Source organism: Streptomyces sp. LS-MS-L19 (assembly GCF_058382285.1).
This window is the reverse complement of record NZ_JBYCLL010000001.1, coordinates 6,365,845-6,384,865: the sequence shown is the minus strand read 5'-3', so window position 1 is coordinate 6,384,865 and position 19,021 is coordinate 6,365,845. Positions and strand designations below refer to the sequence as shown.

At 71.1% G+C, this 19,021-nt stretch carries 15 protein-coding genes; 10 read left to right on the top strand and 5 right to left on the bottom strand.

Going from position 1 to position 19,021, the window contains the following annotated elements:
* Nucleotides 1-58: 58 nt before the first annotated feature.
* Nucleotides 59-991: a S1 family peptidase gene (locus AC2XR2_RS28625; RefSeq protein WP_449351724.1), complete on the bottom strand. Its 933-nt coding sequence runs from the start codon at nt 989-991 to the stop codon at nt 59-61.
* A 201-nt stretch (nt 992-1,192) separates the two neighbouring features.
* On the bottom strand, nt 1,193-1,873 hold the full coding sequence (locus tag AC2XR2_RS28620) for a hypothetical protein (RefSeq protein WP_491516669.1): 681 nt from the start codon (nt 1,871-1,873) through the stop codon (nt 1,193-1,195).
* Nucleotides 1,874-1,999: 126 nt separating this feature from the next.
* Between AC2XR2_RS28620 and AC2XR2_RS28615 the strand changes: the two genes are divergently transcribed.
* From AC2XR2_RS28615 to AC2XR2_RS28590, 6 genes are all read left to right on the top strand, one after another.
* The gene (locus AC2XR2_RS28615) at nt 2,000-3,211 is read left to right on the top strand and encodes a pyridoxal phosphate-dependent aminotransferase (RefSeq protein WP_381298441.1); all 1,212 of its coding nucleotides are present in this window, start codon (nt 2,000-2,002) and stop codon (nt 3,209-3,211) included.
* Nucleotides 3,212-3,297: 86 nt separating this feature from the next.
* Entirely contained in the window at nt 3,298-3,723 is a 426-nt protein-coding gene (locus AC2XR2_RS28610; RefSeq protein ID WP_381298439.1) for an SCO4983 family protein, read from the top strand.
* A gap of 224 nt (nt 3,724-3,947) precedes the next feature.
* Nucleotides 3,948-5,012, top strand: a complete 1,065-nt coding sequence (locus AC2XR2_RS28605; RefSeq protein ID WP_491516668.1) for a hypothetical protein — start codon at nt 3,948-3,950, stop codon at nt 5,010-5,012.
* A gap of 15 nt (nt 5,013-5,027) precedes the next feature.
* A complete protein-coding gene (locus tag AC2XR2_RS28600) occupies nt 5,028-6,203 on the top strand; it encodes a toxic anion resistance protein (protein ID WP_391191434.1) in 1,176 nt (391 codons plus the stop codon).
* Nucleotides 6,200-7,753: a substrate-binding and vWA domain-containing protein gene (locus AC2XR2_RS28595; RefSeq protein WP_491516667.1), complete on the top strand. Its 1,554-nt coding sequence runs from the start codon at nt 6,200-6,202 to the stop codon at nt 7,751-7,753. The genes AC2XR2_RS28600 and AC2XR2_RS28595 overlap by 4 nt, the downstream gene beginning before the upstream one ends.
* Nucleotides 7,740-8,354, top strand: a complete 615-nt coding sequence (locus AC2XR2_RS28590) for a hypothetical protein (RefSeq protein WP_449351729.1) — start codon at nt 7,740-7,742, stop codon at nt 8,352-8,354. Before AC2XR2_RS28595 ends, AC2XR2_RS28590 begins: the two co-directional genes overlap by 14 nt.
* Here the strand turns inward: AC2XR2_RS28590 and AC2XR2_RS28585 are convergent.
* Nucleotides 8,341-10,362, bottom strand: a complete 2,022-nt coding sequence (locus AC2XR2_RS28585) for a calcium-binding protein (protein ID WP_491516666.1) — start codon at nt 10,360-10,362, stop codon at nt 8,341-8,343. The genes AC2XR2_RS28590 and AC2XR2_RS28585 overlap by 14 nt on opposite strands.
* A gap of 634 nt (nt 10,363-10,996) precedes the next feature.
* Nucleotides 10,997-12,820: a phosphoenolpyruvate carboxykinase (GTP) gene (locus tag AC2XR2_RS28580; RefSeq protein ID WP_491516665.1), complete on the bottom strand. Its 1,824-nt coding sequence runs from the start codon at nt 12,818-12,820 to the stop codon at nt 10,997-10,999.
* Between the two features lie 329 nt (nt 12,821-13,149).
* Between AC2XR2_RS28580 and trhA the strand changes: the two genes are divergently transcribed.
* From trhA to AC2XR2_RS28560, 4 genes are all read left to right on the top strand, one after another.
* Nucleotides 13,150-13,857, top strand: a complete 708-nt coding sequence (gene trhA / locus AC2XR2_RS28575) for a PAQR family membrane homeostasis protein TrhA (RefSeq protein ID WP_381298428.1) — start codon at nt 13,150-13,152, stop codon at nt 13,855-13,857.
* A gap of 101 nt (nt 13,858-13,958) precedes the next feature.
* Complete coding sequence (locus tag AC2XR2_RS28570; protein ID WP_491516664.1) at nt 13,959-15,503, top strand: MFS transporter; 1,545 nt, start codon at nt 13,959-13,961, stop codon at nt 15,501-15,503.
* Nucleotides 15,504-15,508: 5 nt separating this feature from the next.
* The gene (locus AC2XR2_RS28565) at nt 15,509-16,138 is read left to right on the top strand and encodes a TetR/AcrR family transcriptional regulator (protein ID WP_330264738.1); all 630 of its coding nucleotides are present in this window, start codon (nt 15,509-15,511) and stop codon (nt 16,136-16,138) included.
* Between the two features lie 33 nt (nt 16,139-16,171).
* Nucleotides 16,172-16,909 (top strand): Mut7-C RNAse domain-containing protein, encoded by a 738-nt coding sequence (locus AC2XR2_RS28560; protein ID WP_491516663.1) that lies wholly within the window; start codon nt 16,172-16,174, stop codon nt 16,907-16,909.
* On the opposite strand, the gene AC2XR2_RS28555 is transcribed toward AC2XR2_RS28560, so the two are convergent.
* Nucleotides 16,906-18,936, bottom strand: a complete 2,031-nt coding sequence (locus AC2XR2_RS28555; RefSeq protein ID WP_491516662.1) for a thioredoxin domain-containing protein — start codon at nt 18,934-18,936, stop codon at nt 16,906-16,908. The two genes, AC2XR2_RS28560 and AC2XR2_RS28555, sit on opposite strands and share 4 nt — an antisense overlap.
* Nucleotides 18,937-19,021 lie beyond the last annotated feature (85 nt).

Here is a 19,021-nt window from a genome sequence, read left to right as displayed (position 1 = left end):
GACAAGCCACGACGGACCCGCAGCCGCCGGACGCACCCCGGCCGCACCCCGGTGGGCGCTACGGCTTCGGCAACGTGCACGCGCTCGCGTTCAGGTTGAGCTGGTTGCCCGTCGTGAAGCAGGCCGGGATGTTGTAGATCTCCTGGGCGTAGTTGATGCCCTCGCGGACGGTCACGTTGCCGTTCGCGTCGACCTCGCACGGGTTGTTCTCCGTGCACCGCTCGCCGTCCTCGTTGCCGGTGTTGTTGACGGCGACGACCTTGCCGGTGGCCTGGTCGACGACGGGCGAGCCCGAGGTGCCGCCGATGGTCTGGCAGGCGGAGGTGTAGCGGACCGAGTCCTTCCAGGTCCAGTCGCCCTCCTTCAGCCGGTACGCGAACCCGTCGATGTTGCAGCTGTAGAGCCGCTTCCAGTAGCCGGAGGCCACGGTGATCGCGGTCCCGGCGGTCGGGTGGGTGTCCTGCACGGTGAGCGCGGAGATGCCGTACGAGTTCTTGATCGACGCGTACGTGGTGGTGAGCTGGTAGATCGACACGTCGGTGTCGGTCATCGTGCCGTAGGCGAGCTTGTTGGCGCGCAGCGTGGCGACCTTGGTGCCGGCGGAGTTGAGCAGTCCGAAGGTCCGGCTGGAGGCCTGGTTGGTGAGCACCTCGCCCGGCTCGGGGAAGCCGGTGGTGAGGCAGTGCCCGTTGCTGAGCACCAACGCCGGGTCGGTGTCCACGGAGTTCGGGAACCGGATGACCGAGCCGGAGCAGTTGCTGAGCGAGACGGTCCCGGCGAGGGTCACGGCCTTGAGCGACGGCGACGGTGAGGTGAGCTGGGACAGGCCCGCCGTGGCGGACGTGACCACGTCGTGGACCACCGAGGTGACGGTGTCCGTGTCCGCGCTCTTGCCGACGCCCGCCGCGGCGGGTTCGGCGGCGACCGCGGGTGCCGCGCCGATCCCGGCCAGGGCCAGGGCGCTGAGCGCGGCGACGAGAGGCTTTCTCATGTGGGGGTCCCCTCTTGCGACTTGGGCGACCGGAAATCTTCCGGCCGCCCGTGAGTTTGTCATGCACATTGTGAAGAAGGGTGGTCACTTGGGCAAGAAGCTGTGCCGAGCCCGCGCCTCTCGACGGGCGACACCTGCACAACCGGGACGGTACGCACACTCCGCTGCCGCCCGGTGAGATCAACTTACCCAGTCGTAGGGCTACTTGGGCCTCTTGGAGCCGCCCTGTCCGCGTCCCTTGCCGTCGGAGTTCCCCGGACCGCCGGCGGCGGCCGTGGCACTCGCCGAAGGGGAGGCCGAGGCACCCGAGGACGCCTGGGCGGACGGGCTTGCGGACGCCTGCGGGTCCCCGGACGGGTCCGCGGAGTCGCCGGGGCCGGAAGCGGGGGCACCGGAGGCGTCGGCCGCCGGCGCACCCGGGGACGCCGGACGGGCGGAGGAGGCCGGGGGCGTGGCGTCACCCGTCCCCGTGGAGACCGAGGGGGCGCTGTTCCCGGGCTCCCGCCCGGGCCCGGAGGCGGAGCCCGGCAGGGACAGCCCCGCGATCAGCGCCGCCGCGCCGACGGCTCCTACGGCCCCGACGACCACGACCGCGCGGCGCGAGCGCAGGCCCCCCGTGCCGCGGGCGGCCCGCCGCCGGGCCGCCCGGCCGCCGGAATCCGGACCGCCGGGTGCCCGGTCGCTCGGCACCCGGCCGGACTCCCGGTCGCGGGACCCCGGGTCCTCGGAATCGATCACGGGAAGCTCGGCCGTCGCGTCGTACGCGTTCTGCCAGCCGTGCGCGGCCGCGGGGTCCGTGTACTCGTCGTAGGCCGGGACCGGTCCGGGCTGTGGCTGATACACGTTCGGCGCACTGGACTCGTATTCGACTGGCCTCGACATGGCGAAGGATTGTAGGGACGGATGAGGCCTGTGGGACAGCTACCGCCGATAACAGCGCAAACCGCCACGTCTCAAGTGGCGGAAAACACGGACCGGTGAGCGTTACCGGGCCGTAAGCTCCCAGACATGCAGGTGATCCAGTCGACCAAGCTCGCCAATGTCTGTTACGAGATCCGGGGCCCGGTTCTCGAGGAGGCGATGCGCCTGGAAGCGGCCGGGCACCGCATCCTCAAGCTGAACACGGGCAACCCCGCGGCCTTCGGGTTCGAGGCACCGCCGGAGATCCTCGAGGACGTCCTGCGGAACGTGTCGACGGCCCACGGCTACGGCGACGCGAAGGGCCTGCTCGCGGCGCGCCGGGCCGTCGTCATGCACAACCAGACCATCGGCATCGAGACCGACGTCGAGCACGTCTTCATCGGCAACGGCGTCTCCGAGCTGATCGTGATGGCCATGCAGGGCCTGCTCGACGACGGCGACGAGGTCCTCGTACCGGCCCCGGACTACCCCCTGTGGACGGCCGCGGTCTCCCTGTCCGGCGGTACGGCCGTGCACTACCGCTGCGACGAGCAGTCCGACTGGATGCCCGACCTCGCGGACGTGGAGCGGAAGGTCACCGACCGCACCAAGGCGATCGTCATCATCAACCCCAACAACCCCACGGGCGCGGTCTACGACGAGACCATGATCAAGGGGCTCACCGACATCGCCCGCCGGCACAACCTGCTGGTCTGCTCCGACGAGATCTACGACAAGATCCTCTACGACGGCGCCACGCACACCCCGACGGCGTCGATCGCCCCGGATCTGCTCACCCTCACCTTCAACGGCATGTCGAAGGCGTACCGGGTGGCCGGCTACCGGGTGGGCTGGATGTCGATCTCCGGCCCGCGCGCGCACGCCGACTCCTACATCGAGGGCCTGACCGTCCTGGCGAACATGCGCCTGTGCGCGAACATGCCGGGACAGCACGGGGTGGTCGCCGCGCTGAGCGGCCGCCAGTCGATCAACGACCTCGTGCTCCCGGGCGGGCGGCTGGTGGAGCAGCGGGACGTGGCGTACGAGCTGCTGACCCAGATCCCCGGCGTGAGCTGCGTGAAGCCGAAGGGGGCGCTGTACCTCTTCCCGCGGCTCGACCCCAAGGTCTTCAAGATCAAGGACGACCGGCGGATGGTCCTGGACCTGCTGCGCCAGGAGAAGATCATGGTTGTCCAGGGGTCCGGCTTCAACTGGCCCGAGCCCGATCACTTCCGGGTGGTGACCCTGCCGACGGTCGGCGATCTGCGGGACGCGGTGGGGCGGATCGGGAACTTCCTGGACGGGTACGGGCAGCCATAGATCTTTCGGTCCGGTTTTTCAGCTCGCTCAACTTTAGACGAAATCTAAGCTAGGATGGTTTCCTGACAGCACAGGAGGCCATCCCCATGTACGAGCCGATCCGCACCAAGTCGGTCCACTCCACGATGGCCGACGCCCCCTCCGACTTCCCCCACCGTTCCCGTGAGGAAGAGCTGGACATCCAGCTGGCGGGCCACCTCGCCGCGCTGCTCGCCGTCACCGACGAGTTGCGTGCGCTGGAGCCGTCCGCCGACCTGGACACCGCGGCCGAGCGGCTCGCCGGGCAGGTGGCCCGGCTGCGGGGCTCCGGCGCACCGGCTCGCGCGTCCCTGACCTCCGTCACCTCGGCACCCCACCTCGCCGACCTGCACCGCCGCGCCCACGCGGTGGCCGGGCGCGCACTGCTCGTGGCGGCGTCCCGTGCGGACACGGCGGCGGCGATCCTGGCGGCGGAGCGGATGGACGCGCACAGCGCCGCGCTGGCTGAGCGGCGGGAACTGACCTCGCGTTAGGTGCTTGGGCCTTGCGCCTGGTCGCCGTAGGGGTTCCTGTGGGCCGGGCGGGTGCGGGTTCGTCGTGGCTTGTCGCGCCCACGCGGCGGAGCCGCACACCGATGCAGCCCCGCGCCCCTGACGGGGCACCTCCAGCCAGTCCGTTTCAAGACGGGACCGGTACTACACCTGCCGTTCACCCTGGTCGCCGGGGAATGTTGGGTTCCGCGAGCACTCTCCACAGCGTGAGACGAATCGTTGGAATCGTCCTCGCGGTGCTGCTGATCGGTGGCGTGGTGGCCGCCGTCGTGGCGGGCCGCAGCAACGAGGACACGAGCACGGCAACGAAGACCGTGCGTGGAGTGATCGGGTCGGAGAAGGCGGAGTTCTTCGAAGACCCCGACGTGGTGAAGGCCCTCGCCGCCAAGGGCTTCACCGTGAAGGCCGAGACCTCCGGGTCCTGGGCCATGGAGGGCCTCGACCTCGAGGGGTACGACTTCGCGTTCCCGTCCAGTCAGGCCCCGGCCGCCGAGCTCGCCGCGAAGTACAAGGTACGGGGGACCCTCCCCCGCCCCTTCTACTCGCCGCTCGTCGTCGTGGCGCACAGGAACGCCGCCGGGGTCCTCGCGGGCAACGGCCTGGCCACCCTGGACGAGGAGCACCGCGGCACCCTCAGGATGGCCGCCTATCTCGACGCGGCCCGCGCCGACCGCACCTGGCAGCAGCTCAAGGGAGCGGACAGGTACGGGGAGCTCACCGGCACCCTGTACCTCTCCAGCACCGACCCGGAGACCTCCAACTCCGGCGCCCTCTACCTCGCCGCCGCCTCCTACGTGGCGAACGGCGGCAAGGTCGTCGCGAGCGGCACCGAGGTCACCAGGGCAACTCCCCTGCTGCACAAGCTCGTCAGCGTGCAGGGCGCCCAGCAGTCCAGCACGGACGCGGCCTTCCGGGACTTCGTCAGCGGCGCCGGCAATCCGCTGGTCCTCGTCTACGAGTCCCAGGTCGCCTCGCTCCTCGCGGACGGGCAGCGACCTGACGACCTGGTCGTCCTCTACCCGGACACCACGGTCAACAGCGACCACACGGTCGTACCGCTGACCGAGAACGGCCAGGCCCTCGCCGAACTCCTGTCCACCGACCCGCGGTTGCGGGAGCTGGAGGTCCGGCACGGGTTCCGGCCGCAGGGCGAGGCCACCGAGTTCGCCTCGGCCGGCACCTATCTCCAGCAGCGACTGACCGGCGTCCGCCAGGCGCCCGTGCCCACCTCCGCGGTGCTGCACGAGCTGGCGCGACGTGCGCGCGGATAACGGGGGACACCACTGATGACATCCATGAACGACAACGACACCTTCACGCTGACTCCGCCCGAGCCGGTGGCCGCCGTACCGCGCGAGAAGGCCGGCGGGCTCGTCCCCGTCGACGACTCGGTGCGGACGGCCATGGCCGACAAGGCCTCCGCGTACGTCGAGGGGCTCGCGGCGCTCGACGCCCGCTCGCCCGAGTTCGCCGGCAAGGTCGGGGAGATCACCGGGCTCGGTGCCGGCGAGATGCGCAGCGCGGCCGCGCAGTCCAACCGGATGCTGGAGCGGACCGTGCGCAGCCTGCCGGACAAGGGCGGGGACGCCCAGTCGCAGGTGGCCGGCTCGCTGGTCGAACTGCGGCGCGTGGTCGAGGACCTGGACCCGAGGGACCTGCCCGCCTCCAAGGGCCGCAAGTTCCTCTCCCGGCTGCCCGGCGGCAACAAGCTGCGCGACCACGTCGCCAAGTACGCGTCCGCGCAGGGCACGTTGAACCGGATCGTGGGCTCGCTGCGGGGCGGCCAGGACGAACTGCGCCGGGACAACGCCGCGTTGCAGACCGAGCGGGTCCGGCTGTGGGAGACCATGGGCAAGCTCCAGGAGTACGTCGTGCTCACTCAGGCGCTGGACACGGCCGTCGAACAGCACATCGCCGCCGTGGGAGATCCCGGGGCGGCCGACTCGCTCCGCGCCGACGTGCTCTTCCCGGTGCGGCAGAAGCACCAGGACCTGCTCACCCAACTCGCCGTCTGCGCCCAGGGATACCTGGCGATGGACGTCGTACGGCGCAACAACGAGGAGCTGATCAAGGGCGTCGACCGGGCGGCCACGACCACGGTCTCCGCGCTCAGGATCTCCGTGATGCTGGCCTCCGCGCTCGACAACCAGAAGAAGGTCGTCGAGCAGGTCAACGCGTTGCGCGGGACGACCGAGGACCTGATCCGGGGCAACGCCGAGATGCTGGCCACCCAGAGCGGGGAGATCCAGCGCATCGCCGCCGACCCGGCGGTCGGTGCCGAGACGCTGCGCTCCGCCTTCCAGCAGATCTACCGGACCCTCGACGCGATCGACACGTACAAGGTGCAGGCCACCGAGGCGATGGCGGCGACCGTGGAGTCGCTCACCTCCGAACTCCAGCAGGCGAGCGGGTACTTGGAGCGCAGTCGGTCGCGGGGCGCCCTGGAAGGGGGCCTCGGATGAGACGACGCGCACTGGCCGGCTGCCTCGCGGCGCTCGGCCTGCTGACCGCCTGCACGACGCAGGACGGTACGGGTGGCGTTCCGACGCCCGGTGTCCCCGGCCCCGCCGAACCGGGCACCCTGCGGGTCCTCGCGTCCAGCGAGCTCAGCGACATGGCCCCGGTCCTCGCCCTGGTCGAGAAGGACACCGGCGTGAAGATCCGGCCGACGTACACCGGCACCCTGGACGCCGTGGACATGCTGGCGAAGGGGACGGTCGACGGCCGTTACGACGCGCTGTGGCTGTCGTCCAACGACTACCTGCGGCTGCGGCCCGAAGCCGCCGCGAAGGTCCTCTCCGAGACCCCGGTCATGTCCAGCCCGGTCGCGATCGGCGTCAAGCGGGCCACCGTCACCCGGCTCGGCTGGAAGCCCGCGGACGTCACCTGGTCGCAGGTCGAACAGGCCGTCCAGGACGGCGGGTTGACGTACGGCATGACGGACCCGGCCCGCTCCCACTCCGGTTTCGCCACGCTGGTCTCGGTGGCCTCCGCCCTCTCCGGCGCCCAGTCGGCGCTCACCGACCGGGACGTCGCCAAGGCCACGCCCCGGCTGAAGGAGTTCTTCAAGGGCCAGAAGCTGACCTCGGGTTCCTCGGGGTGGCTGGCCGCGGCCTACGGCCGGCGCGGTGACGTGGACGCCCTGCTCAACTACGAGTCCGTCCTCAAGGGCATCCCGGGCCTGACCGTGATCCGCCCCCGCGACGGCGTGATCACCGCCGACTACCCGCTCACCTCGCTGAAGTCCACGAGCGCGCGGACCCGCGAGGACGTCCGCCGGGTCACGGAGGACCTGCGGACCGAGAAGGTCCAGCGGGAGATCACCGAGCGCACCCACCGCCGCCCGGTCGTCGCCTCCGTACCCCCGGCCGCCGGTCTCGACACGGCCCGCCGCCGCGAACTCCCCTTCCCGGGCACCCGTTCCGTCGCCGACGGCCTGCTCGACTCGTACGAGAACGAACTGCGCCGCCCGTCGCGGACCGTGTACGTCCTGGACACCTCGGGCTCGATGGAGGGCGACCGCCTGGACCGCCTCAAGTCGGCCCTCACCGACCTCACCGGGGACTTCCGCGAGCGCGAGGAGGTCACGCTGATGCCGTTCGGGTCGAAGGTGAAGGACGTAAGGACGCATGTGGTCGAGCCGTCGGACCCCGGGTCCGGCCTGGACGCGATCCGCGCGGACACGGCAGCGCTCTCCGCGGACGGGGACACCGCGATCTACACCTCGCTGGAGAAGGCGTACGGCCATCTCGGCGCCGACGACGACACGTTCACGTCGATCGTGCTGATGACGGACGGCGAGAACACGGCGGGCGCGAAGGCGCAGGACTTCGACGCCTTCTACGCCGGGCTCGACGGAAACCGGCGGGACATCCCCGTCTTCCCGATCCTGTTCGGCGACTCCGACCGCTCCGAGCTGGCCCACATCGCCGACCTGACCGGCGGCCGTCTCTTCGACGCCCGACAGGGCTCACTGGACGGCGCCTTCGAGGAGATCCGTGGCTATCAGTAGGTACCTGGAGTCCCGCAAGAACCTCGCGGGCAGCGCGTGCGGGCTGGTCGGCCTGGTGCTGACCTTCACGGGGGTGGCGGGCCCGTACTGGCCCGTGGTGGTGGCCGGGCTCTACGGCGCGGGCGCCCTGATCGCCCCGCCGGAGCGTCCCGTGCTGCCGGACTTCCCGGACCCGTCGGCCCAACTGGACGAGGTGCGGGCGGACTTCGAGAAGCTGTGCGCCTATCTGACGGACATCGACCTGTCGGTCACGGCGGCGGCCCGGCTGCGCGAACTCACCGAGCTGCTGGCCGCGTTGCTGGACCGCACCTGGTCCACGGAACTGCTGGCCCACGACCCGGAGGGCGTCCACGCGCTGTCCCGGATCGTGCGCCGGGACCTGCCGGAGGCGGTCGACAGCTTCGCCCGGACCAGGTGGTGGACGCGGATGACCCCGGGCGCGGAGTCCCCCGAACTCCAGCTGGAGCAGCAGCTCGGGCTGATGAAGCGGGACGCACAGCAGCTGGCGGCGGGACTCCGGGACACGGAGGCCCGCCGCCAGGAGACCCACACCCGGTACCTGGAGGACCGGGGCGGGCCGCACGGGGTCAGGGGCAGCTGACGCGGATGTCGCCCTGGTCGGTCGTACAGGTGTCGGTGTTGGGGCCGCCGTTGGCGGTGTCGTTGCCGGAGACGCTGTCGACGGTGTTGAGGTTGTCGGTGCCGTAGTTGCCGGTCAGGGTGTCGTTGCCCGGGCCTGCGTTGAGGGTGTCGTTGCCGAGGCCGCCGTCGACGCGGTCGTTGCCGTGGCCGGCGTGCACGGTGTCGTTGCCGGAGCCCGCGTTGACGGTGTCGTCGCCGCTGAGGGCGCAGATCACGTCGTTGCCGGAGGTGCCGGTGATGCTGTCGTTGCCGCTGGTGCCGATGCGGGTGCAGCCGCGGGCGTTGTTGACGGTGGTGGTCACCGTGGCGGTGTTGTTCGCGGTGGCCGGGTCGCTCTGGGTCGCGGTCGCCGTGGCGCGTTCGGTGAGGATGCCGGTGGCGCGGGGCTCGGCGACGACGGTGACCGTGGCCTTGGCGCCCGGGGCGAGAGTGCCGAGGGCGCAGGTCACGGCGGTGGTGCAGGTGCCCTGGGAGGGGGTCGCCGAGATCACCGTGCCGGGCGGGCCGGTGAAGGTGTCGGTGAGGGAGACGCCGGTGGCGTTGGTGGTGGTGCTGTTGTTGGTGACCGTGACGGTGTACGTGGCCCGGTCACCGATGCTGACCGTGGCGGGTCCGGACTTGGTCACCGACAGGTCCACGCCGGCCGGGGGCGGCGGGACGGTGCCGCCGCCGAGGAAGCGGGCCAGCGCGAAGCCGCTGTCGGGTCCGCCGCGGCCCGCGGCGACGATCCTGCCGTCGGGCTGGAGGGCCACACCACGGGCGCTGTCGGCGCCGCCGAAGTCCGCGGTGGCGGTGCCGCCGGTGCCGAAGCCGGTGTCCTGGCTGCCGTCGGGGTTGTAGCGCTGGACGGCGAAGTCGCCCGGCCCGCCGCCACCGGCGAGGACGATCCGGCCGTCGCCCGGCTGGAGCGCCAGGTCCCAGACGCCGACGCCGCTCGGGACGACCTTGCCGTCGCCGTCGAAGCCGGTGTCGAGGGAGCCGCCCGGGTTGTAGCGGGCCAGGCTGTTGCCGCCCGCGGCGACGATCTTCCCGTCGGGCTGGATCGCGAGCGCCTCCACGGCCTCGTAGTCGCCGAAGTCGGTGCGTACGATGCCGTCGCCGTCGAAGCTCGTGTCCACGCTGCCGTTGGGGTTGAAGCGCATCAGGGCGAAGTCGAAGCGGGTCGAGCCGACCTCGCCGCCGACGACGATCTTCCCGTCGGACTGGAGTGCCAGGGCGCGTCCGTCACCGCCCTCCTGAAGGGTCGGCCCCGCGGGGTTGGCGGTCACGGTGCCGTCGCCGCCGAAGCTGGTGTCCGGGGTGCCGTCGGCGTTGAGGCGGAGCACCGCCATGTCGCCCCCGGTGTAGCCGGCCGCGACGATCCGCCCTGACGGGTCGATCGCGACGTCGCGGGCCTCGGTCGGGCCGTCGATGTCGGCGAAGTACCTGCCGTCGCCGCTGAAGCCGTTGTCCAGGGTGCCGTCGGCGTTGTAGCGGGCCACCACGAACCAGCAGCAGTTCTCGTACTCCCGCCAGCTGTAGCCCACCACGACGATCTTGCCGTCGGGCTGGAGCGCCACGGCGTTGGCCTCGCTCCACTGGAGGTTCGGGTCCATGTTGTTGATGGCGGTGGTCACCGTGCCGCCGTCGCCGAAGCCGGTGTCCGGGGTGCCGTCGGCGTTGTGCCGGGTGAGCGCCCAGCGGCCCTCGATCACGGACTGGTCGCCGGAGGAGCCGACGGAGACGATCTTGCCGTCGGGCTGCACCGCGACGTCGTTGGCCTGGTCGTCGTCGGCGAAGCGGGTGAGCACCTTGCCGTCGCCGCTGAAGGAGGTGTCCAGGTCGCCGGGGGCGGCGGCCGCGGTGCCGGGCAGGGTCAGGATGAGGGCGAGCACGGTCGCCGTGACGGTCCCGGCCCGGGCCAGGAGAGACCGACGACGGCACACGTCCTGCCGCCGCGGCGCCGGTCGCGCATGAACTGTGAACATGCCCGCAGCCTTACGCCGCCGCCCCACAGGGACGCCCGCCACGAGCAGCGTTGCCCTGGCCGGACGCAGGAATCCATCCCGGAGGGTGAGGGGGGTGGGCTGGGGACCGGTGGGTGGGGGCAGTCCCGCAGGTGGGACGGGGCCACAGTGCGGGTGGGACCCGCAAAGAAGCGGCGCCCCGCAATGTGCAGGGGCCCAGGTGGGTGTGGCAGCGCAGCCCCGCAGGTCCCAACGGAGCCCGCAGCGCGACGCCGACCGCAGGCCACGACGCGAGCCGCAGGCGGGCGCAGCGCGGGGCCCAAAATGAGCGGCGACCCGCAGGGTGATGGGGCTCGGGCAGGCCCCGTCAGCCCCGCAGCTCCCAACGGGGCCCGCAGCGCGACGCCGGCCGCAGGCACGACGCGCACCGCAGGTGCGAGCGCGCAGCCCCGTACAGCGACCGAGACCACAGGTGGGACGGGGGCGGCCCCCCGCAGGGGTGAAAGACAGCGCGTCCCGTAGGGGCGGCAGCACGCCCCGCACGCCGTTGTGCGGGGCCGGTTCGTGACTACTGTGCCGCCGCCCGCGGCCGGCCCGTGACGATCACGGGTCAGGGCTCCCATCGGGGCCGGCCGCGGGGGTATTCGGGGGGACGTCAGCCCAGGCGCTGCACCAGCGCGTGGTACTCGTCCCAGAGTTCCTTCGGCGTGTGGTCACCGAAGGTGTTGAGGTGCTCGGGAATGAGGGACGCCTCCTCCCGCCACACCTCCTTGTCGACCGTGAGCAGGAACTCCAGGTCGGACTCGGCCAGTTCGAGACCGTTGGTGTCGAGCGCCGCGGACGTCGGCAGCACGCCGATCGGCGTCTCGACGCCCTCCGCCTTGCCCTCCAGCCGCTCCACGATCCACTTCAGCACGCGGCTGTTCTCGCCGAACCCGGGCCAGACGAACGTGCCCTCGTCGTTCTTGCGGAACCAGTTGACGTAGTAGATCTTCGGCAGCTTCGACTGGTCCTTGCCCTTGGCCACGTCGACCCAGTGCCCCATGTAGTCGCCCATGTTGTAGCCGCAGAACGGCAGCATGGCGAAGGGGTCGCGGCGCAGCTCGCCCACCTTGCCCTCGGCCGCGGCGGTCTTCTCGGAGGCCACGTTGGCGCCGAGGAACACCCCGTGGTTCCAGTCGAAGGACTCGGTCACCAGCGGTACCGCGGAGGCGCGCCGCCCGCCGAAGAGGATCGCGGAGATCGGCACCCCGCGCGGGTCCTCCCACTCGGGCGCGATGATCGGGCACTGCGATGCGGGCACGGTGAAGCGGGCGTTGGGGTGGGCGGCCGGCGTCTCCGCGCCCGGCGTCCAGTCGTTGCCCTTCCAGTCGGTGAGGTGAGCGGGAGTCTCCTCCGTCATCCCCTCCCACCAGATGTCGTTGTCGTCCGTCAACGCCACGTTGGTGAAGACCGAGTTGCCCCACAGCGTCTTCATCGCGTTGGCGTTGGTGTGCTCACCGGTGCCGGGCGCGACGCCGAAGAAGCCGGCCTCGGGGTTGATCGCGTAGAGGCGGCCGTCCTCGCCGAACCGCATCCAGGCGATGTCGTCGCCGATGGTCTCCACGGTCCAGCCGGAGATCGTGGGCTCCAGCATGGCGAGGTTGGTCTTGCCGCAGGCGCTCGGGAAGGCCGCGGCCACGTACTTCGACTCGCCCTGCGGAGGCGTGAGTTTGAGGATCAGCATGTGCTCGGCCAGCCAGCCCTCGTCCCGGGCCATGACCGACGCGATGCGCAGCGCGTAGCACTTCTTGCCGAGCAGCGCGTTGCCGCCGTAGCCGGAGCCGTAGGACCAGATCTCGCGGGCCTCGGGGAAGTGCGAGATGTACTTGGTGGAGTTGCACGGCCACGGGACGTCCGCCTCGCCCTCCGCCAGCGGGGCGCCCAGCGTGTGCACGGCCTTCACGAAGAAGCCGTCGGAGCCGAGCTCGTCCAGGACCGGCTGTCCCATGCGGGTCATCGTGCGCATGGACACCGCGACGTAGGCGGAGTCGGTGATCTCGACGCCGATCGCGGAGAGGTCCGAGCCGAGGGGGCCCATGCAGAACGGGACGACGTACATCGTCCGGCCCTTCATCGAGCCGCGGAAGACGCCCTTCTCGCCCTGGAAGATCTCCCGCATCTCGGCGGGGGCCTTCCAGTGGTTCGTCGGCCCCGCGTCCTCCTCCTTCTCCGAGCAGATGAAGGTCCGGTCCTCGACGCGCGCGACGTCGGTCGGGTCGGAGGCGGCGTAGTACGAGTTGGGGCGCTTGATGGGGTCGAGCTTCTTGAAGGTGCCCTTCGCCACGAGCTCCCCGCACAGGCGCTCGTACTCCGCTTCGGATCCGTCACACCAGACCACGCTGTCCGGCTGGGTCAGTTCGGCGATCTCGTTCACCCACGAGATCAGTTCCTTGTGCTGGGTGGGGATGACAGAGGGAGCCGCGATGTCGCGCGCCACGATTGCTCCTAGATGAGGGATTTTTTGTTGGAGGCCCCGTGGGGGCTGCGACCCGGATGCTTCTTCGGTGGTGACCTTGGCGCTCATCCGGTGCCGACCGCACTCATTTGATCATCCGACCGAAGCGCCCATCTGTCCAGAGGGCATCACAGGTGAGCGGAGTGAGGATCGCCACGCTCTCTCCGTTCACGGCGCGTTTATTTGCGTGCACGTAGAGTTCGCATGACCGTCTCTTTACCGGCCAACTCCCCTGAGACGATGGCCACTCTCGACCGTCGGCCCTGCCGCACTCATCCGCTGCCTACGGCTGCGTAGGTACGATTCGGGTCATGACGCTGCCCGCCCACGACACGCCATCCCTGCCTCACCAGATCAAGCAGACCGCTCAGCACCTGGCCGAGCCGATCAAGCCGAAGCTCCGCGGCTGGCTGCATCTGGGCATGTTTCCGGCCGTACTGATCGCCGGCCTGTTCCTGACCGCCCTGGCGGACTCCACCAGAGGCCGGATCGCCTGCAGCATCTACGTCCTGACAGCCTGCCTGCTGTTCGGCGTCAGCGCGCTGTACCACCGGGGCAACTGGAGCCCCCGCATGGACGGCGTCCTGCGACGGCTGGATCACGCCAACATCTTCCTGATCATCGCGGGCACCTACACCCCGCTGACCATGCTCCTCCTGCCCGGCAGCAAGGGGCAGTGGCTGCTGTGGGGCATCTGGGGCGCCGCCCTGGCCGGCATCCTCTTCCGGGTCTTCTGGGTCGGCGCCCCGCGCTGGCTCTACACGCCCTGCTACATCGCGATGGGCTGGGCGGCCGTCTTCTTCCTGCCCGACTTCATGCGCGCCGGCGGCATCGCGGTGCTGGTCCTGGTCATCGTCGGCGGCCTGCTCTACAGCGCGGGCGGGGTGATCTACGGCCTCAAGCGACCGAACCCGTCACCGCGTTACTTCGGCTTCCACGAGGTGTTCCACTCCCTCACACTGGCCGCGTTCGTCGTCCACTACGTGGGGATCTCGCTGGTGGCGTACCAGCACGCATAGCCCCTTCCCCGTCTTCCAGGGCCACGGCTTCCCAGCCGTGGCCCTTTTTGCATGCCGAAATCGATTGACAGCTCCTATCTTTTGAGAGCTACTCTCATTTCATGGACACTCTCACTCCGGACCCCCGCCGCTGGTGGGCCCTGGCCGCCCTCGTCGCGAGCATGCTGACGCTCGGCTTCGACCTGACGATCCTCAACGTGGCGCTCCCGACCATGGCCGCCGACCTCGACGCCGGCACCGGCGCCCAGCAGTGGATGGCGGACGCGTACGTCGTCGTCTTCGCGGCCCTGATGCTCCCCGCGGGCCTCCTCGGCGACCGGTTCGGCAGGCGCCGCATGCTGATCACCGGGCTCGGGATCTTCCTCGCCGGCTCCCTGATCGGCGCCCTGGCCGGCGACGTGAACGCGGTGATCGCCGCCCGCGCGGTGATGGGCGTCGGCGGCGCCCTCGTCACCCCGCTCGCCCTGTCCGTCCTGCCCACGCTCTTCGCCCCCGACGAGCGCACCAAGGCCGTCGGCATCGTCTCCGCCGCCTCCGCGCTCGGCCTGCCGCTCGGCCCGATCATCGGCGGCTGGCTGCTGAACCACTTCTGGTGGGGCTCGGTCTTCCTGGTCAACGTCCCGATGGCCGCGCTCGGCATCGCCGCCTGCGTCTTCCTGCTCCCCGAGACCCGCGACCCCGCCTCCCCCAGGGTCGACGCCCGGTCCGCCGCGCTCACCGTCACCGGCCTCGGCACCCTGGTCTACGCGATCATCGAGGCACCCACCCGCGGCTGGGGCGACCCGCTGGTCCTCGGCATGCTCGCGGCGTCCGTCGTCCTGATCGCCGCCCTGGTCGTGCGCGAACGCCGGGTCCAGCGCCCCATGCTCGACATGACCCTGCTCACCCACCGCGGCTTCCTGCTCAACACCATCGCCGCGACCCTGGTCAACTTCATCCTCTCCGGCCTGCTGTTCGTGCTCCCGCCCTTCCTCCAGGCCGTCCTCGGCCACGACGCCCTCGGCACCGGCGTCCGCCTGCTGCCGATGATGGGCGGACTGCTGGTCGCCTCCCGCCTCGCCCCGAAGGTCGTCGCCCGCTTCGGCGCCCGCGCCACGGTGAGCGCGGGCCTGGTGGTCCTGGCCTTCGCCGGGATCCTGGGCAGCCGTACGACCATCGACTCCGGCTACGGCTTCGTCGCGCTGTGGCTCTCCCTCACCGGATTCGGCTTCGGCCTCTCCCTCATCCCCGCCATGAACAGCGGCCTGAGCGCCCTGCCCCGCGACCGCGCCGGCAGCGGCTCCGGACTCCTGATGACCATGCGCCAGGTCGGCGGCGCGATCGGCATCGCCCTGCTCGGCAGCCTGCTCGCCGCCACCTTCCGGGACCACCTCGACGTCACCGGGCTGCCCGCCGCGGCCGCCCACACCGCGGAAGAGTCCGTGGTCGCGGCCCACATGGTCGCCCAGCACACCGGATCAGCCGATCTGCTGACCTCCGCAAACAGCGCGTACGTCCACGGCATGGGCCTCGTCCTGCTGGTCTGCGGGATCGCGGCCCTCGTCGCCGCCCTGCTCGCCGCGGCCTTCCTGCCGGCCACACCCCGTCCCACCGAGACCTCCACAGCCCCGGACATGGCTGCCGAGGAGGCCGATGCCCGACAATGACTCCCATGACACCGGCACGCTCCTTCCCCCTCTCCGACAGCCCCCAACTGGGACTTCGCGAGCGGAAGAAGATCAAGACACGTACGGCGATCCGCGACGCGACCTACGCCCTCATCCGGGAGCAGGGCTACGAAGCCACCACCGTCGAGCAGATCGCCGAGCGGGCCGAGGTGTCACCGTCCACGGTCTTCCGCTACTTCCCCACCAAGGAGGACATCGTCCTCACGGACGAGTACGACCCGATCCTGGTGCGGGAACTCCACGACCGGCCCGCCGACGAACCGTGGATGGAGTCGCTGCGGTACGTGCTGCGCAAGGCCGTCGAGGTCGGGATCGCGGAGGACCCGGAGGCCACCCGGATCCGCTCCCACCTCATGCTCCAGGTCCCCGCGGTGCGCGCCCGGATGCTGGAGAGCATGTCCGTCACCGGCCGCATGCTCGGCGAGGCCGTCGCCGAGCGCAGCGGCCGGCCCGGGGACAGCCTGGAGGTCCGGGTCTACACCATGTCCCTCATCGGCGGCCTCGCGGAGGTCTCCCTGTACTGGGCGGAGAACGACTTCCAGGACGACTTCGCCGACCTCTTCGAACGCGCCCTCACGGTCATCGAGCACGGCCTGCCCACGAAAAAACCCTGAGGTCACCGCCGTACCGCATGGCATCCTGACCGGGTGAGCGCACCGGAGATCCACATCCAATTCGCCCCCGAACTGGCCCTCTTCCTCCCGCACGGACGCCGGAGCGGAGCCACCCCGCTCACCACCGACGGGGTCTCCTCGCTCGGCCATGTCGTCGAGTCCACCGGCGTCCCGCTCACCGAGGTCGGCGCCCTGCGGGTGGGCGGCCGCGAGGTCCCGAGGTCCTACGTCCCCGTCGCGGGCGACGCGGTGGAGATCACCCCGGTCACCCGCCCCCAGCAGGTCCCCGGCGCCCCGCTGCGCTTCCTCCTCGACGTCCACCTCGGCACCCTCGCCCGCCGGCTGCGCCTGCTCGGCGTGGACACGGCGTACGAGTCCACGGACATCGGCGACCCCGCCCTCGCCACCCGCTCCGCGACCGAGAAGCGGGTCATGCTCAGCCGCGACCGGGGCCTGCTGCACCGCAGGGAACTCTGGGCCGGCGCCTACGTCTACAGCACCCGCCCCGACGACCAGCTCCACGACGTCCTGGACCGCTTCCGCCCCGAGCTGAAGCCGTGGTCCCGCTGCACGGCCTGCAACGGCCTGCTGAAGGAGGCCACCAAGGAGGAGGTCGCCGACCGCCTCAAGGGCGGGACGGAGCGGTCGTACGACGTCTTCGCCCAGTGCCAGGACTGCGGCAGGGCGTACTGGAAGGGCGCCCACCACGACCAGCTGGAGGCGATCGTGGAGCGCGCCCAGGCCGAGTTCGGCGGCCCGGCGGACGCCTAACCGCCCAGCGCCACCCGCAACGCCTCCGCGTCCGTCGTCGGCGCGTCACACGTGAAGTGCCGGCAGACGTACGCGGTGGCCTCGCCGCCCACCAGGACCCGGTCGGTGAGCAGCGGGAGCTCACCGCTGTCCGGAGTCCCTACGGCGACCACCGCCCCCGGCGCGGCCCCCAGAAGTGCCGTACGGTGCAGGGTCCTTGTCGCCGGGTCGGTCAGGGAAGGTCCCACGACCGCGACCTCCCTGGGCCCGTCGAGGTTCGCCTCCGCCACCGCGAGGCCCCACCCGATGAACCGCGGCACCCGGGGCCCGAGCGCCTTCACCACCCCGAGGGCCTGCTCCGCGGCGGCGCGGTGCGGCTCGGACCCGGTCTGCGCGGCGTACGACAGCAACGCCCCCGCCGCGGCCGTCCACCCGGACGGCACCGCGTTGTCGGTCGGATCCTGCGGCCGCCGGATCAGCCGCTCAGCGTCGGCTGCGGTGTCGAAGAGCGCCCCGTCCTCCCCCGTGAACCGGCTCAGCACGTGGTCGAGCAGGAACCCGGCGAAGTCGAGCCAGACGCCCTCCCCGGTCACCGACGCGAGCGCGAGGAAGCCCTCGGCGACATCGGCGTAGTCCTCCAACACCCCGGCGTTGGCACCGACTTGACCGTCCTTGCTGGTACGGGACAGCCGGGCCTGCTCGTCCAGATGCAGCCGTACGAGAAGGTCGGCCGCCCCGAGCGCGGCGTCGACCAGGTCGGGACGGTCGAAGTAGGCGCCGGTCTCGGCGAGCGCGGCGACGGCGAGACCGTTCCACGCGGCGACGACCTTGTCGTCCCGGCCGGGGGCGGGCCGCCGCGCCCGCGCGTCGAGGAGCCGCCGCCGGATCGACTCGACGGCCTCGGCGTCGAACACGGTGTCCTGCTGCGGGAGTTGCAGCACCGACTGCCCGTGCTCGAAGGTCCCCTCCTCGGTGACCCCGAAGTACCGCGCGGCAAGCTCGGCGTCCCGCTCCCCGAGCACCTCCCGCAACTGCTCCGGCGTCCACACGTAGTACGCGCCCTCGACGTGCCTGCCACTCCCGTCGTCACTGTCGGCATCCAGCGCGGAGGCGAAACCGCCCTGCTCGGTGCGCAGTTCACGGACCATGAAGTCGGCGGTGTCGAGAGCGACCTGCCGGGCCAGCTCGGAACCCGTGGCGCGCCACAGGTGGGCGTAGACGCGGCACAGCAGGGCGTTGTCGTAGAGCATCTTCTCGAAGTGCGGCACGACCCAGTCGCGGTCGACGGAGTAGCGGGCGAAACCGCCGCCGAGCTGGTCGTGGATACCGCCGCGGGCCATGCGCTCACAGGTGTCCTGCGCCATCTGCAACGCGCCCTCGGCGCCGGTGCGGGCGTGGTGGCGCAGCAGGAACTCCACGACCATGGACGGCGGGAACTTCGGTGCCCCGCCGAACCCGCCGCGCTGTGCGTCGTACTCCCGCGTCAGCCCGAGCAGCGCCGCGGCGAGCTGCTCCTCACCGGGTGCCTGCGAGTCGCCGTAGGAGATCTCCCGCCCGGCGAGATCCCGCACGATCTTCCCGGCGACCTCGGCGACCTCGTCCCGCCGGTCGTTCCAGGCGGCCCGCACCCCCTCCAGCACCTGCCGGAAGGAGGGCATGCCCTGCCGGGGCGCGGGCGGAAAGTAGGTACCGAAGTAGAACGGCTCGGCCTCGGGGGTGAGAAACACGGTCATCGGCCACCCACCCTGCCCGGTGGCAGCCTGCACGGCCTCCATGTAGACGGCGTCGACGTCGGGGCGCTCCTCGCGGTCGACCTTCACGCTGACGAAGTGCTCGTTGAGGAAGTCCGCGGTGGCCTGGTCCTCGAAGGACTCGTAGGCCATGACATGACACCAGTGGCAGCTCGAATACCCCACGCTCAGCAGGACTGGCTTGTTCGCCTTCCGGGCCTCCTCGAAGGCCTCGGCCGACCAGGGCCACCAGTCGACGGGGTTGTCGGCGTGCTGGAGGAGGTAGGGGGACGTCTCGTGGGCCAGTCGGTTCGGCATGGGGTCCATCCTGCCGCAGTACCCCGGCGACCGGCCGTCAGGCGTGCCCCGGAGGGTGACGTCGGGTCTTCCGGAGGCGGGGCAT

Excerpts from the sequence above, each read along its gene's own strand:
- AC2XR2_RS28625 (WP_449351724.1), bottom strand. The coding sequence starts at position 991 with ATGAGAAAGCCTCTCGTCGCCGCGCTCAGCGCCCTGGCCCTGGCCGGG.
- AC2XR2_RS28620 (WP_491516669.1), bottom strand. The coding sequence starts at position 1,873 with ATGTCGAGGCCAGTCGAATACGAGTCCAGTGCGCCGAACGTGTATCAG.
- AC2XR2_RS28615 (WP_381298441.1), top strand. The coding sequence starts at position 2,000 with ATGCAGGTGATCCAGTCGACCAAGCTCGCCAATGTCTGTTACGAGATC.
- AC2XR2_RS28610 (WP_381298439.1), top strand. The coding sequence starts at position 3,298 with ATGTACGAGCCGATCCGCACCAAGTCGGTCCACTCCACGATGGCCGAC.
- AC2XR2_RS28600 (WP_391191434.1), top strand. The coding sequence starts at position 5,028 with ATGACATCCATGAACGACAACGACACCTTCACGCTGACTCCGCCCGAG.
- AC2XR2_RS28595 (WP_491516667.1), top strand. The coding sequence starts at position 6,200 with ATGAGACGACGCGCACTGGCCGGCTGCCTCGCGGCGCTCGGCCTGCTG.
- AC2XR2_RS28585 (WP_491516666.1), bottom strand. The coding sequence starts at position 10,362 with ATGTTCACAGTTCATGCGCGACCGGCGCCGCGGCGGCAGGACGTGTGC.
- trhA (WP_381298428.1), top strand. The coding sequence starts at position 13,150 with ATGACGCTGCCCGCCCACGACACGCCATCCCTGCCTCACCAGATCAAG.
- AC2XR2_RS28570 (WP_491516664.1), top strand. The coding sequence starts at position 13,959 with ATGGACACTCTCACTCCGGACCCCCGCCGCTGGTGGGCCCTGGCCGCC.
- AC2XR2_RS28565 (WP_330264738.1), top strand. The coding sequence starts at position 15,509 with ATGACACCGGCACGCTCCTTCCCCCTCTCCGACAGCCCCCAACTGGGA.
- AC2XR2_RS28555 (WP_491516662.1), bottom strand. The coding sequence starts at position 18,936 with ATGCCGAACCGACTGGCCCACGAGACGTCCCCCTACCTCCTCCAGCAC.